The 12,918-nt window shown below is 72.4% G+C and carries 11 protein-coding genes; 2 read left to right on the forward strand and 9 right to left on the reverse strand.

Features of this window, described 5'->3' with window-relative positions:
- Positions 1-22 precede the first annotated feature (22 nt).
- The 6 genes from OHA73_RS22170 to pdhA all read right to left on the reverse strand — a co-directional run bounded on the left by OHA73_RS22170 (position 23) and on the right by pdhA (position 7,313).
- A complete protein-coding gene (locus OHA73_RS22170) occupies positions 23-1,120 on the reverse strand; it encodes a potassium channel family protein (protein ID WP_267069907.1) in 1,098 nt (365 codons plus the stop codon).
- Positions 1,117-2,688: a molybdopterin molybdotransferase MoeA gene (locus OHA73_RS22175; RefSeq protein WP_267069906.1), complete on the reverse strand. Its 1,572-nt coding sequence runs from the start codon at positions 2,686-2,688 to the stop codon at positions 1,117-1,119. Before OHA73_RS22175 ends, OHA73_RS22170 begins: the two co-directional genes overlap by 4 nt.
- Positions 2,685-3,593, reverse strand: coding sequence for a DUF6457 domain-containing protein (locus tag OHA73_RS22180; RefSeq protein WP_267069905.1), 909 nt, complete (start codon positions 3,591-3,593; stop codon positions 2,685-2,687). Before OHA73_RS22180 ends, OHA73_RS22175 begins: the two co-directional genes overlap by 4 nt.
- An 83-nt stretch (positions 3,594-3,676) precedes the next feature.
- Positions 3,677-5,137, reverse strand: a complete 1,461-nt coding sequence (locus OHA73_RS22185; protein ID WP_267069904.1) for a dihydrolipoamide acetyltransferase family protein — start codon at positions 5,135-5,137, stop codon at positions 3,677-3,679.
- Between the two features lie 14 nt (positions 5,138-5,151).
- Complete coding sequence (locus OHA73_RS22190; protein ID WP_267069903.1) at positions 5,152-6,174, reverse strand: alpha-ketoacid dehydrogenase subunit beta; 1,023 nt, start codon at positions 6,172-6,174, stop codon at positions 5,152-5,154.
- A complete protein-coding gene (pdhA, locus tag OHA73_RS22195; protein ID WP_267069902.1) occupies positions 6,171-7,313 on the reverse strand; it encodes a pyruvate dehydrogenase (acetyl-transferring) E1 component subunit alpha in 1,143 nt (380 codons plus the stop codon). The genes OHA73_RS22190 and pdhA overlap by 4 nt, the downstream gene beginning before the upstream one ends.
- Before the next feature lie 174 nt (positions 7,314-7,487).
- Here pdhA and OHA73_RS22200 point away from each other — a divergent pair, with 174 nt between their 5' ends.
- On the forward strand, positions 7,488-7,997 hold the full coding sequence (locus OHA73_RS22200) for an Lrp/AsnC family transcriptional regulator (protein ID WP_266711886.1): 510 nt from the start codon (positions 7,488-7,490) through the stop codon (positions 7,995-7,997).
- A 45-nt stretch (positions 7,998-8,042) separates the two neighbouring features.
- On the opposite strand, the gene OHA73_RS22205 is transcribed toward OHA73_RS22200, so the two are convergent.
- Complete coding sequence (locus tag OHA73_RS22205) at positions 8,043-8,651, reverse strand: TetR/AcrR family transcriptional regulator (protein ID WP_266711888.1); 609 nt, start codon at positions 8,649-8,651, stop codon at positions 8,043-8,045.
- The gene (locus OHA73_RS22210) at positions 8,648-10,156 is read right to left on the reverse strand and encodes a 3-hydroxyacyl-CoA dehydrogenase (protein WP_267069901.1); all 1,509 of its coding nucleotides are present in this window, start codon (positions 10,154-10,156) and stop codon (positions 8,648-8,650) included. Before OHA73_RS22210 ends, OHA73_RS22205 begins: the two co-directional genes overlap by 4 nt.
- A gap of 228 nt (positions 10,157-10,384) precedes the next feature.
- Here OHA73_RS22210 and paaN point away from each other — a divergent pair, with 228 nt between their 5' ends.
- On the forward strand, positions 10,385-12,097 hold the full coding sequence (gene paaN / locus OHA73_RS22215; protein ID WP_267069900.1) for a phenylacetic acid degradation protein PaaN: 1,713 nt from the start codon (positions 10,385-10,387) through the stop codon (positions 12,095-12,097).
- On the opposite strand, the gene OHA73_RS22220 is transcribed toward paaN, so the two are convergent.
- The gene (locus tag OHA73_RS22220; protein WP_327658504.1) at positions 12,094-12,876 is read right to left on the reverse strand and encodes a TrmH family RNA methyltransferase; all 783 of its coding nucleotides are present in this window, start codon (positions 12,874-12,876) and stop codon (positions 12,094-12,096) included. The two genes, paaN and OHA73_RS22220, sit on opposite strands and share 4 nt — an antisense overlap.
- Positions 12,877-12,918 lie beyond the last annotated feature (42 nt).

The raw sequence follows: 12,918 nt of genomic DNA on the forward strand, positions 1-12,918 counted from the left end.
GGGTCGGCCCGTGCGGAGAGGATCAGCTGCGCGGAGTGGGCTTCATGTCCGGTGCCAGCTGGGTCTTGGGCGTGACGCGGGTGATCGTGATGAGGCGGTCCGTCAGCTTGAGCGAGCCGACGGCCGAGTCGTCGTAGCCGAGTACCCGGTGCCCGCGGATGACGCTGACGACCAGGTCCTCCGTCTCCTTCGGCTGCAGGCCGACCTCGGCCTTGGTGACCGGGCGTTCGACCATGTCGAGGCCGGAGCCCTTCTGGATGAGGTCCTCCATGACCATGCCCGCGTGCGGGCTGAGCACGGACAGGCCGAGCAGCCGCCCCGCCGCACTGGCGCTGGTGATGACGGCGTCGGCGCCGGACTGGCGCAGCAGCGGCGCGTTCTCCTCCTCGCGGACCGCGGCGACGATCTTCGCCCCGCGGTTCAACTGCCGCGCGGTGAGCGTCACGAGGACCGCCGTGTCGTCGCGCTGCGTCGCGATGATGATCTTCCGCGCCCGCTGTACCTCAGCCTGCAACAGGACCGAGCTGCGCGTGGCATCGCCCGTCACGCCCGCGTATCCATGGGCGTTGGCGCTCTCGACGACCTTGGGGCTGGGGTCGACCACGACGACCTGCTCGGGCTTCAGGCCACTCGCGCAGACGGTCTCCACGGCGCTACGACCCTTGGTTCCGAAGCCGACGACGACAGTGTGGTCACGCAAGGTGGACCTCCAGCGTTTCAGGCGCCATTCCTCCCGCGTCCGCTCGGTGAGGACTTCGAGCGTGGTGCCGACCAGGATGATCAGGAAGAGCACACGCAGCGGCGTGATGACGAAGATATTGGTGAGCCGCGCCGCGTCGCTGACCGGCGTGATGTCGCCGTATCCCGTGGTGGAGAGCGTGACGGTCGCGTAGTAGAACGAGTCGAGCAGGTCGACATGGCCATCTGAGTTGTCGTTGTAGCCGTCTCTGTCGATCCACACGATCAGTGCGGTGACGACGAGCACGGTGAGCGCTATCAGCACGCGCCGGGCCACTTGGAGGAGCGGACGCTCGACGACCTGCCGGGGAAGTTTCACCCGGTAGGTCGCGGTCCGCTCGTCCTCTTGGCGTGCGATGGCGTCATCGCCGGCCAGTTTCACGTGAAACACCCTTCGTTTCCCGCCGGGTTGAGACCGGGCAGGCCAGGGTTCCACGACCACGGCAGGTCGAGGATCTCCACCTCCTGGCCCTCCGTGGCGCCGCCGGGCGGGATGACGGCGAGCCCATCGGCGGCTGCGATGCCGCGCAGCATGGCCGGACCGTTGTAGTGCAGCGGCACCGCCCACTCGTGCCCACTGCCGTCGTCCTGCCGCAGCACGATGGGGATGAGGCGGGTGTCGTGAGGGTGACCGGGGGCGGGCGTGTGCAGGGGTGCGGTGTACGCGTCCGCGGTCCGGCCCCCGTCCAACTGCCGCTGCCCGCCGTGGGATTGGCGCTGCGCGGAGCTGTGCGTCTGGTCCTGCGCCCGGCCCGAGAGCACCCGGAGCAGCGGCTCGGCGAGCGTGAGCAGGCCGGAGACGGCGGCCAGCGGGTTGCCGGGGAGGCCGACGAGGTGCTGCCCCTCCTTGAGCCGGGCCAGCAGCATCGGGTGGCCGGGGCGGACGGCGACCCCGTCGACGAGGAGTTCGGCGTCGAGGGCGCGCAGGGTGGGGTGCACGTGGTCGACGGGGCCGGACGCGGTGCCGCCGGTGGTCACGACCAGGTCGGTGCCGGCCTCCCGTACCGCCTTGAGCAGCGCTTTCGCGTCGTCGCCGAGCCTGCGTACGGCGATCACCTCGACGCCGAGCGCACGCAGCCAGTGCGGGAGCATCGGGCCGAGCGCGTCCCGGATGAGGCCGTCGCGGGGGAGACCGGCGGTGAGCAACTCGTCGCCGAGGATCAGGACTTCGACCGTCGGTCGCGGGACGACGGTCAGGGTGTCGTAGCCCGCGGCGGCGGCGAGACCGAGGACGGCCGGGGTGACGAGGGCGCCTGCGGGCAGCAGCAGTTCGCCGCTGCGGCACTCCTGGCCGCGGGGGCGGATGTCCTGACCGTGGGCGACGGCGTGCAGCGCGTGCAACTGGCCGCCCGCGTCGAGGTGTCCGTGCTCGCTGCGGATGACGGCCGTGGCGTCCGAGGGCACGCGGGCGCCGGTCGCGATCGCCGCGGCCTCGCCGTCGGTCAGCGGGGCGGGCGGCTCGTGTCCGGCGAGCAGCCCTTCGCCGCCCACGGCCCAGGGGCCCGGGCCCGCGACGACCCAGCCGTCCATCGCCGAGGTGTCGAAGGAGGGCAGGTCCGTCAGGGCGGTCAGCGGGGCAGCGAGGACCAGGCCGAGCGCCTGGTCGAGCGGGACGCTGCGCGCTCCGCGGGGGCCGCGTTCGGCCCGTGCGGCGGTGCGGCGGGCCGTGGCCCAGGAGGTCGCGGCATGTCGGTGCGATGGGGCGGGGACCGGAGTCCCGGGTGTGGCGGAGTTCTGCGGGGTGGTCCGCTCGGTGGTCCGCTCGCCCTTGGGCTGTTCGTCGCGGCGCCGGTCGTCCTGGTGCGGTTCTCCGTGGCGTTGCTCTCCGTGGTGCCGGCCGCCGTGGGGGCGGTTGTCGTTGGCCAGGGCGAGTGCCTCGTCCACGTCGACGTCCATCGGATCGACGCCCACCGGGACGGCCTGCGGCGACCGCCCGTTGGGGGCGCTCATCCCGCGTCGTCCGGCTTGGCCTCGGCCTCCTGCGCCCAGCGATTGGCGAGCTCGGCCGCCTTCGCCGCGGCGGACGCCACGGCTTCGGGGCCGCCTCCTGCCTGCGCCGCCGCGTATCCGACGAGGAACGTCGTCAGCGGTGCCGCGGGGCGCGCGACGCCGTGCGCGGCGTCACGGGCGAGGTCGAGCAGGACGCCCGTGTCGACGTCCAGGTCGATGCCCAGTTCGTTCTTGGCTGCGGTGATCCATTCGTCAAGCACTCGTCCATGCTCCCTGATACGTGACCGGGCGGCGGCGATGTCGTCCCAGGTGTCGCAGTCGAACGACGCGACGGGGTCGGTGATGCGGGTCAGCCTGAGGTTACGGGTGAACAGGCGCAGCGGAAGGCCCGAGAGGTCACCGTGTTGGGCCTTGAGTTCGCCGAGGACGCGTCGCAGTGCCGCGTACCGGTAGGCGGCGACGAGCGGCTGGTCACGGCCGTCGCCGTCGGCCAGCAGCGCGCCGTCGACCGCCTCGCCGGTCACGCCGTCGTTCGCGCCGCCGAGTTCGCTTTCGGCTTCGAGCGCGTCGAGAAGGCCTCGTACGGTGCGGTCGCCCAGGAACGGCAGATCGGCGGAGAGCACGAGGATGCTCTCCGCCACCCGTTCCGGTGCGGCCTCGAGTCCCCGAACCCCCGCCTCCAGAGCGGCGAGCGGCCCCCCGCCCGGCGGGTCCTCGCGGGCCCAGACGACGGGGCGCGCGGTGCGGCGCGGCTCGGCGACCACCACGGTGGCGCGGGCCCCGGCGCACGCGTGCAGGACCCGGTCGAGCAGCGCGCGACCGCCGACCCGCACACCCGGCTTGTCCGCGCCGCCGAGCCGGCGCGCGCCGCCCCCGGCGAGGACGATGGCGTCGTACGCGTTCATCCCCCGAGTATGGGCTCACGGGCGATCATTGCCACCAGGCGGGCGGGCGATCCTTGCCATGATCCTTGCCACCGGTCGGCCGGTCACAGGGTGCGCAGCAGCACCGCCGGTTGTTCCACGCAGTCCGCGACGTACCGGAGGAAGCCGCCCGCCGTGCCGCCGTCGCACACCCGGTGGTCGAAGGTGAGCGAGAGCTGTACGACCTGGCGGACCGCCAACTCCCCTTCGTGCACCCAGGGCTTGGCGGCGATGCGGCCGACGCCGAGCATGGCCGCCTCGGGGTGGTTGATGATCGGCGTGGAGCCGTCGACGCCGAACACCCCGTAGTTGTTCAGCGTGAAGGTGCCGCCGGTGAGTTGCGAGGGCGACAGCTTCCCGGACCGGGCCGCCTCGGTCAGCCGGGCGAACTCGGCGCTCAGCGACTCGGCACCGCGTGCGTGGGCGTCGCGTACGACGGGCACGACCAGGCCGCGGTCGGTCTGCGCGGCGAACCCGAGGTGCACCTCGTCGAGCCGGACTATCTCGCGCCGCTCGGTGTCCACCGTGGCGTTCAGCTCCGGGTAGCGGGCCAGGGCCGCGGTGCAGATGCGGGCGAGGAGCGCGAGCACGGAGATCTTGGGGCCCGCGGAGGGGCCGGTCGCGGAATTCATCGCCACGCGCGCGTGCATGAGTTCCGTGGCGTCGGCGTCCACCCAGCAGGTCGCGTCGGGTATCTCGCGCCGGCTGCGGGACAGCTTGTCGGCCACGGCGCCGCGAATGCCGCGCAGGGGGGTGCGGTGCTCCTGCCGGGTGGCGGCCGGAGCGGGGGCGGGCGCAGGGGCGGCGGGCGCCTCGGTGGCGGCGCTCGCGGCGTTGGCCGTGCTCGTGGCGTCTGCCGTGCTGGCGGCGTTGGCCGCGTTTTCCACGTCTCCCCTGAGGATGAGCCCGTCGGGCCCCGACCCGGTCAGCTCTCTGAGGTCCACGCCGCGGTCGCGGGCGAGCTTGCGGACGAGCGGGGAGATCACGGGGACAGGCCCCTGGGCGCGCGGTGCGCTCTCCGGTGCGGCGGGCACGCTGTCCAGCGGCGCGGGCCGCACCCGCCTGCGCCGGGTCGGCGCGGTGGTGGTTCCGTACCCCACCAGCACGTTCCCCGAGCCCTCGGCCTTCTGGGCCTTGTCCGCGTTCTCTGCCTTCTCGGCCTTCTCAGGAGCCCCCTGGGAAGCCTCCCGTTGCACCTCCTGGCGCGCCTTCGCGGGCTCTTCCGCGGCGGCCGAAGACGGTGCGGGAACGTCCGACAGCGGCACGTCCGACGACGACTTCGCGCCCACGGCCACCATCAACAGCGGCGCCCCGACCGGCAGTTCGCTGCCCTCGTCACCGAAGCGGGCCGTGACCACACCGCCGTACGGGCACGGCACCTCGACCATCGCCTTGGCCGTCTCCACCTCGACGACGGGCTGGTCGACGGCGACGACGTCACCGACTCCCACCAGCCACTGCACGATCTCCGCCTCGGTGAGACCCTCCCCGAGGTCGGGCAGCTTGAACTCGAGCACCTGCGCCATTACCCCACCGTCCCTCACTGATCCCATTGCAGCCGAGCCACCGCATCCAGCACCCGGTCCACTCCGGGCAGATGGTGCCGCTCCAGCATGGGCGGCGGATACGGAATATCGAAACCGGCCACCCGCAGCACCGGCGCCTCCAAGTGGTGGAAGCAGCGCTCGGTCACGCGCGCGGCGATCTCCCCGCCGGGCCCGCCGAAGCCACCCGACTCGTGCACGACGACCGCGCGTCCCGTGCGCCGGACGGACTCGGTGACCGTCGCGTCGTCGAACGGCACCAGCGAGCGCAGGTCGACCACTTCAAGATCCCACCCCTCCCCTCGGGCCGCCTCGGCCGCCTCCAGGCAGACGGGGACGGACGGTCCGTACGTGAGCAGCGTGGCACTGGTGCCGGGGCGGCGAACCACTGCCGTACCTATCGGAAGAACGTCTTCCGGTGCCTCGGGGTTCCAGGAATCCCTCGTCCAGTAAAGGCGCTTGGGCTCCAGGAAGACGACCGGGTCGTCCGAGGCGATGGACTGCCTCAGCAGCCCGTACGCGTCCGCGACCGTGGCCGGCGTGACGACGGTCAGGCCCGGCGTCGCCATGTAGTACGCCTCGGAGGAGTCGCTGTGGTGCTCCACGCCGCCGATCCCGCCGCCGTACGGCACCCGCACGGTGATGGGCAGCGGCATGGCGCCGCGCGTGCGGTTGCGCATCCGCGCGACGTGCGAGATCAGCTGCTCGAAGGCGGGGTACGCGAACGCGTCGAACTGCATTTCCACGACCGGGCGCAGACCGTACATCGCCATGCCCACGGCGGCGCCGAGGATGCCCGCCTCGGCGAGCGGGGTGTCCGTGCAGCGGTCCTCGCCGAACTCCTTCGCGAGCCCGTCGGTGATCCGGAAGACGCCGCCCAGGGTGCCCACGTCCTCGCCCATGACGTGCACGGACGGGTCCGCGGCCATGGAGTCGCGCAGCGCGCGGCCGAGGGCCTGCGCCATGGTGGCGGGCTTGGTCGCGGGCTTGCTCCTGGGCGGCCGGGCCACAGTCGTCATGCCTGCTCCCCTTCCGCCTCGGCGTCCAGCTCGGCACGCAACAGTGCCGCCTGCTCCCTCAGTTGGGGGGTCTGCTCCGCGTACACGTCGCCGAACAGGTCCATCGGATCGAGGGCGGGGTCCTGGTTCATGCGCGCGCGCAGCTCGGCCGCCTGTTCCTCCGCGCCGTCGCGCACGGCCCGGATGCCGTCCTCGTCGATGAGCCCGCGCCCGGTCAACTCCCGCTCCAGGAGCAGGACCGGGTCGTGCGCGCGCCACATCTCGACCTCGGCTTCGGTGCGGTAGCGGGTCGCGTCGTCGGCGTTCGTGTGCGCGTCCATCCGGTACGTGACGGCCTCGATCAGCGTCGGGCCACCGCCCTCACGCGCGCGGGAGACCGCGTCACTGAGCACCTCGTGCAGGGCCGCGGCGTCATTCCCGTCGACCAGGCGGCCCGGCATCCCGTACCCGACGGCCTTGTGGGCCAGGGACGGCGCCGCGGTCTGCTTGGCCAGCGGCACGGAGATGGCGAACCCGTTGTTCTGTACGAGGAAGACGACCGGTGCCTGCCACACGGCGGCGAAGTTCAGCGCCTCGTGGAAGTCGCCCTCACTGGTGCCGCCGTCGCCGACCATGGCGAGCGCCACCACATCGTCGCCCTTTAGCTGCGCGGCATGTGCGAGGCCCACGGCGTGCGGGAGCTGCGTCGCGAGCGGGGTGCACAACGGCGCGATGCGGTGCTCGCGCGGGTCGTATCCGGTGTGCCAGTCGCCCCGCAGCAGCGTCAGGGCCTGTACGGGGTCGAGGCCGCGGGCGACGGCCGCGAGGGTGTCGCGGTAGCTGGGGAAGAGCCAGTCCCGCTCCTCGAGGACCAGCGCCGCGGCGACCTCGGCGGCCTCCTGGCCGGTCGTCGAGGGGTACACGGCGAGGCGGCCCTGCTTGGTCAGCGCGGTCGCCTGCGCGTTGTACCTGCGGCCGCGCACCACCTCCGTGTACAGGCGGCGCAGCAGCTCCGGGTCGACGCGGGCGGCGGCGTCGGTGCCCAGGACCCGGTGGGGCTCGGCGTCGGGCAGCAGCGGCGCGGGATCCGTGCGGGGCTGCCAGGCGGGCGGCGGGACGGGCCTGCCCTCGCGCGTGGCCCGCTGGTCCATGACCGTCATGACGGCACCTCCTCGTGGGAGCGGCTCGGACGGCGCGTCGGATGTGATGCGCCTCACCTACCGATTGTTCGGTCGACGGCACATTTTGGCTACAGGCACCTCCAGGCTGTGGACAATCGGTTCTCCACAGCCTGAGATGAATGCAGTACGTCCATGGTAAGGAGGCGGGGGCGGATGGCATCTGAACAAATGGCCGAAGGCTCCGGGAGCCCGGTCCAGGGCCCCGCGGCCCGCCCGCTGGACGCCATCGACCGGGACATCCTGCAGCTGCTGCTGAAGGACGGGCGCGCGTCGATACGCTCCGTCGCCGAGCAGGTCCATGTGTCCCGGGCGAACGCCTACGCGCGGATCAACCGCCTCATCGAGGACCGCGTGATCCGAGGCTTCGGCGCCCGCGTCAACCACGAGCGGTCAGGCCAGGGCGCCTCCGCCTACATCACGCTCAAGATCGTCCAGAACACCTGGCGGACCGTGCGCGAGCAGCTGCGCCGGCTGCCGGAGGCCTCGCACATCGCACTGGTCAGCGGCGATTTCGACGTCCTGATCCTGGTGCACACGGAGGACAACCGCGCCCTGCGCGAACTGGTCCTCACCAAGCTCCAGTCCATCCCCGAGGTGCTGAGCACGCGCACGCTGCTGGTCTTCGACGAGGAAGACCTCGAAGGGAGCTCGCCGGACTCCTGAGGGGCCCGCGAGGGCCCTCAGTGCGCCCTCGCGGGCCCCTCAGGGTCAGCCGGCCTTGCGCAGCCCCTGGAAGACCAGCTCGACCACGGCGTCCGCCACTTCACGGTCGCCGAGCCCGCCGCCGTCCGGCCGGTACCACTCCACGAGCGAGTTGATCATCCCGAAGACGAGCCGCGTGGCGAGCCGCACCTCGATGTCACCGCGTACGTCCCCGTCGGCAGCGGCCGCCCTGAGCAGCTGGGCGACCTGGTGGTCGAACTCCCTGCGCCGCTCCATGGCCCACCGCTCGGTGTCGGTGTTGCCGCGCACCCGCAACAGGAGGGTCACGTACGGCAGTTCACCGGTGAGCACCTCGACCATGCGCCGCGTGACGTACTCCAGGCGCTCGATCGCGCGTCCCGCGCGCGCGGGTTGCTCGTCGAGGATCCCGAAGAGACCGTCGAGCGCGCGGCTCACGGCGCGGCGCAGCAGCTCCTCCTTGCCCGTCACATGGTGGTAGATCGACGACTTGGAGATGCCGGCCGCCTTGGAGAGGTGCTCCATGGAGGTGCCGTCGTAGCCACGCTCGTTGAAGACGGTGACCGCGACCGCGAGGAGGCTTTCGGGCGTGTAGGTGTCGCGGCGCGCGCCCGTGTCCCGTCGTGCGGTGGTCATGCGGAGCCCTCCCACTTCTTGGGGGTGTACGAGTGCCGGAAGAGGGCCAGGGACGGCGCGTGCCGCCCCGAGGGGTCGCGTTCGTGCAGTTCCTCGAGCAGCCCGCAGGCCCAGCCCCGGCCGAGCCTGCGATCCCACTCCAGGGGCCCCAGCGGGTAGTTGACGCCCAGGCGCATCGCGGTGTCGATGTCGCCCTCGGTGGCCACCCCGCGCGCGAGGGCGTCGTGCGCCAGGTCGATGATCCGCGCCACGGTGCGAGCCACGATCATGCCGGGCACGTCGCCGATGACGCTGACCTCCTTGCCGAGCGCCTGGAAGAGGCCGACGGCCTCGCCGATGGTGCGCGGGTTGCCTTCCTGGCTGGTGGCCAGGGCGATGCGGGTGGCCTTGCGGTAGTCGAAGGCGAGGTCGAAGTAGACGACGTCGCGGAACTCGACGGACGTCTGGCCGTCCGCCTGCACGAGCTGGCCGCCGCTGGGCAGCATGATGCGCGTGCCCTTGTCCTCGTCCTCCTGGACGACCTCGATGCCCGCCTCGCGCATCATCGGAATCAGCTCGCCCGCGGACTCCAGGTCGCCCTCGACGGTCACGCGCGCGGGCGGCCCGGCCGGCCCCGCGGTGTGCGGCTCGGGACGCTCGGGGTCCTCCCCGTACGCGTACCAGCCCTGGCCCGACTTGCGGCCCAGGCGGCCGGCCTCCACCAGGCGGCGCTGGGCCAGCGAGGGCCGGAACTTCGCGTCCTGGAAGAAGCCGTCCCACACGGAGCGCGTCACGGCCTCGTTGACGTCCTGCCCGATCAGGTCGGTGAGTTCGAACGGCCCCATCCTGAAGCCGCCGCTCTCCCGCAGCACGGCGTCGATGGTGGCGGGGTCGGCGCCCTGCTCCTCGTACACGGCGAACGCCTCCGCGTAGAAGGGCCGCGCGATCCGGTTGACCAGGAAGCCGGGGGTGTCCGCACAGGCCACCGGGGTCTTGCCCCAGGCCCGGGCGGTCTCGTACGCGCGCGTGGCCGCGGTGACATCGGTGGCGGCGCCGGAGACGACCTCCACCAGCGGCATCAGGGGCGCCGGGTTGAAGAAGTGCAGCCCCACGAAGCGGCCCGGCCGGCGCAGCGCCCCGCCGATCGCCGTCACGGACAGGGACGAGGTGTTGGTCGCGAGCAGACAGTCCTCCGCGACGACGTCCTCCAGCTCGCGGAACAGGTCCTGCTTGACGTCGAGTCGCTCCAGGACGGCCTCGACCACGAGCGTCGCGGGCGCCAACTCGCCGAGCGTCTGCGCGGGTTCGAGCCGGGCGACGGCGACCGTCCGCTCGGCGGCGTCCAAGCGGCCCTTCTCGACGAGCCGGTCGAGGCGCGCGGCGATCGACTCGGCGGCGCTCCTCGCACGCCCTGGCACGGCGTCGTACAGCCGGACGGGATGCCCGGCGACGAGGGCGACCTGGGCGATGCCCTGCCCCATGGTGCCGGTGCCCACCACGCCGACGAGGCGGTCATGTGCTGTCATGCACGTGATCCTCCCGTACCGGGCCGAGCCATGGGGTTCGGGGGCTCGTGCGGCCGATTTTCTCCGGCTTTTCCACAGCTTTTCCGCACCCCCTTGTCCCGACCGATCGTTCGGTTACTCTAACTCTGTTGGTTCGTTCCTGCCCAGACCAGCCTGCTCAGTCCCGTCCAGTCCCGCCCAGCTCGCCGGCTCGACGAGGAGCCGCAGCCCAGGAGGAGTTGGTCCCCCATGGCCGCCGCCGAACTCACCGCGCACGACCTGATCGCCAAGCACCGGCCGACGCTCGACCAGGCGCTGGAGACGATCCGTACGCGCGCGTACTGGTCCCCGCACCCGGAGCACCCCAAGGCCTATGGGGAGAACGGGAGCCTGAGCATGCCCGAGGGCAAGGCAGCCTTCGACGCCCTGCTCGGCACCCGCCTCGACCTCGGCCAGCCCGGTACGGACGAGTTCGTGGGCGGTGAAGTGTCGCCGTACGGGATCGAGTTGGGTGTCACGTATCCGCACGCCGACATCGACGTGCTGCTTCCGGCCATGCGTGCGGGCATGCGCGCGTGGCGCGAGGCGGGCGCCGAGGTGCGCGCGGTGACGTGCCTGGAGATCCTGGCCCGGATCGGCGCGCGGACGCACGAGTTCGCGCACGCGGTCATGCACACCAGCGGCCAGGCCTTCATGATGGCGTTCCAGGCGGGCGGCCCGCACGCGCAGGACCGCGGCCTGGAGGCGGTGGCGTACGCGTACGAGGAGCAGGTGCGGACCCCGGGCGCCGCGGAGTGGTCCAAGCCCCAGGGCAAGCGCGATCCCCTGGTCCTGGACAAGGAGTTCACGCCGGTGGCGCGCGGCATCTCCCTGCTGGTCGGCTGCAACACGTTCCCTACGTGGAACGGGTATCCGGGCCTCTTCGCCTCCCTGGCCACAGGCAATCCGGTCCTGGTGAAGCCGCACCCGCGCGCGGTGCTGCCCCTCGCGCTCACCGTGCGGGTGGCCCGCGAGGTCCTCGCCGAGGCGGGCTTCGACCCGAACCTGGTGGCGCTGGCGGCCGAGCGGCCCGGAGAGGGCATCGCCAAGACCCTGGCCGTACGCCCCGAGATCAGGATCATCGACTACACGGGGTCCACGGCCTTCGGCGACTGGCTGGAGACGAACGCCCGGCAGGCGCAGGTCTACACGGAGAAGGCCGGCGTCAACACGGTGGTGATCGACTCGACCGACAACTACAAGGGCATGCTGGCGAACCTGGCGTTCTCGCTGTCCCTGTACAGCGGCCAGATGTGCACCACGCCGCAGAACCTCCTGGTGCCGCGCGAGGGCATCACCACGGACGAGGGCCCCAAGGCGTACGACGAGGTGGTGGCCGACCTCGCGAAGTCGGTCGGCGGCCTGCTCGGCGACGACGCCCGGGCGAACGGGGTGCTGGGCGCGCTGGTCAACCCGGACGTGAAGGCCCGGCTCGACGCGGCCCCCGGCATCGGCGAAGTCGCCCTGCCCTCACGGGAGATCAGCAACCCGGACTTCCCCGACGCCGTGGTCCGTACGCCGGTGATCGTGAAGCAGGACGGCGCGCGGAAGTACTGGGAGGGGGCGGACGCGGAAGCCGCCTACATGAGCGAGTGCTTCGGCCCGGTGTCCTTCGCGGTCTGCGTCGACTCGACCGGTGACGCGGTGGACCTCCTGCGCCGCACGGTGCGCGAGAAGGGCGCCATGACGGTCGGCGCGTACACCACCTCCGAAGAGGTGGCGCAGTCCGTCGAGGACGTCTGCCTGGAGGAGTGCGCGCAGCTCTCGCTCAACCTGACGGGCGGGGTGTACGTGAACCAGACCGCGGCGTTCTCCGACTTTCACGGCTCGGGCGGCAACCCCGCGGCGAACGCGGCCCTGTGCGACAGCGCCTTCGTGGCGAACCGCTTCCGGGTCGTGGAGGTACGACGGGAGGCCAGCTAAGGGGCCTGGGTGCTGTGCGCGCTCCAGTGGAAGAGCGTCATGCCGACGCTGGTGGCCAGGTTGTAACTGGAGACCTGGGGCCGCATCGGCAGCGACACCAACTGGTCCGCACGCGCGCGTAGTTCGGAGGAGAGGCCGCTGCGCTCGGACCCGAAGGCGAGCAGGGCGTCGTCGGGCAGCTTCAGGCCGCGGATGTCCGCGCCTTCGGGGTCGAGCGCGTACAGCGGCCCGCTCGGCAGCTCGTCGACCGCGAGCCGCTCCACGGCGGTCGCGAAGTGCAGCCCCGCCCCGCCTCGTACGACGGTGGGGTGCCAGGGGTCGAGGTCGCCTGTGGTGACGACCCCGGTGGCGCCGTAGCCGGCGGCGAGGCGGATCACGGCGCCCGCGTTGCCGAGGTTGCGCGGGTTGTCGAGCACGACGACAGGGGTGGTGCGTGCCTGGCGCCCGAGGGCGGCCAGGTTGTCGGCCCGCGCGGGGCGCCCGGCGAGCGCGGCGACCCCGGTGGGGTGCAGCCGCGGCACGAGCCCCCGCAGCACCTCGTCCGGAACCTCCACGAGGAGCCCCGCCAGGTCCCGTACGACATCGGGGGCGAGCTCGTCGGCCAGGGCGAGCGCGGACGCACGGTCGACGGCGAGCGCGACCGGGACGTCGGCGCCGAAGCGTAGGGCGTGCTTGAGGGCGTGGAAACCGTCGAGCAGCACCGCGGAGTCCGCGAGCCGCCGCCAGGCGCGCACGGCGGCCTCCGCGCTCCGTGGGTCCTCGGGCCGCTCGTCCCGCATGCCGCCCGCGCCGTCCGCCGTACTCGTCCCGTTCACGGCAGG

It is taken from the genome of Streptomyces sp. NBC_00483 (assembly GCF_036013745.1).
GTDB lineage: Bacteria > Actinomycetota > Actinomycetes > Streptomycetales > Streptomycetaceae > Streptomyces.

Coding starts and splice junctions, on each gene's coding strand:
- OHA73_RS22175 (WP_267069906.1), bottom strand. CDS start 2,688: ATGAGCGCCCCCAACGGGCGGTCGCCGCAGGCCGTCCCGGTGGGCGTC.
- OHA73_RS22180 (WP_267069905.1), bottom strand. CDS start 3,593: ATGAACGCGTACGACGCCATCGTCCTCGCCGGGGGCGGCGCGCGCCGG.
- OHA73_RS22185 (WP_267069904.1), bottom strand. CDS start 5,137: ATGGCGCAGGTGCTCGAGTTCAAGCTGCCCGACCTCGGGGAGGGTCTC.
- OHA73_RS22190 (WP_267069903.1), bottom strand. CDS start 6,174: ATGACGACTGTGGCCCGGCCGCCCAGGAGCAAGCCCGCGACCAAGCCC.
- pdhA (WP_267069902.1), bottom strand. CDS start 7,313: ATGACGGTCATGGACCAGCGGGCCACGCGCGAGGGCAGGCCCGTCCCG.
- OHA73_RS22200 (WP_266711886.1), top strand. CDS start 7,488: ATGGCATCTGAACAAATGGCCGAAGGCTCCGGGAGCCCGGTCCAGGGC.
- OHA73_RS22205 (WP_266711888.1), bottom strand. CDS start 8,651: ATGACCACCGCACGACGGGACACGGGCGCGCGCCGCGACACCTACACG.
- OHA73_RS22210 (WP_267069901.1), bottom strand. CDS start 10,156: ATGACAGCACATGACCGCCTCGTCGGCGTGGTGGGCACCGGCACCATG.
- paaN (WP_267069900.1), top strand. CDS start 10,385: ATGGCCGCCGCCGAACTCACCGCGCACGACCTGATCGCCAAGCACCGG.
- OHA73_RS22220 (WP_327658504.1), bottom strand. CDS start 12,876: ATGCGGGACGAGCGGCCCGAGGACCCACGGAGCGCGGAGGCCGCCGTG.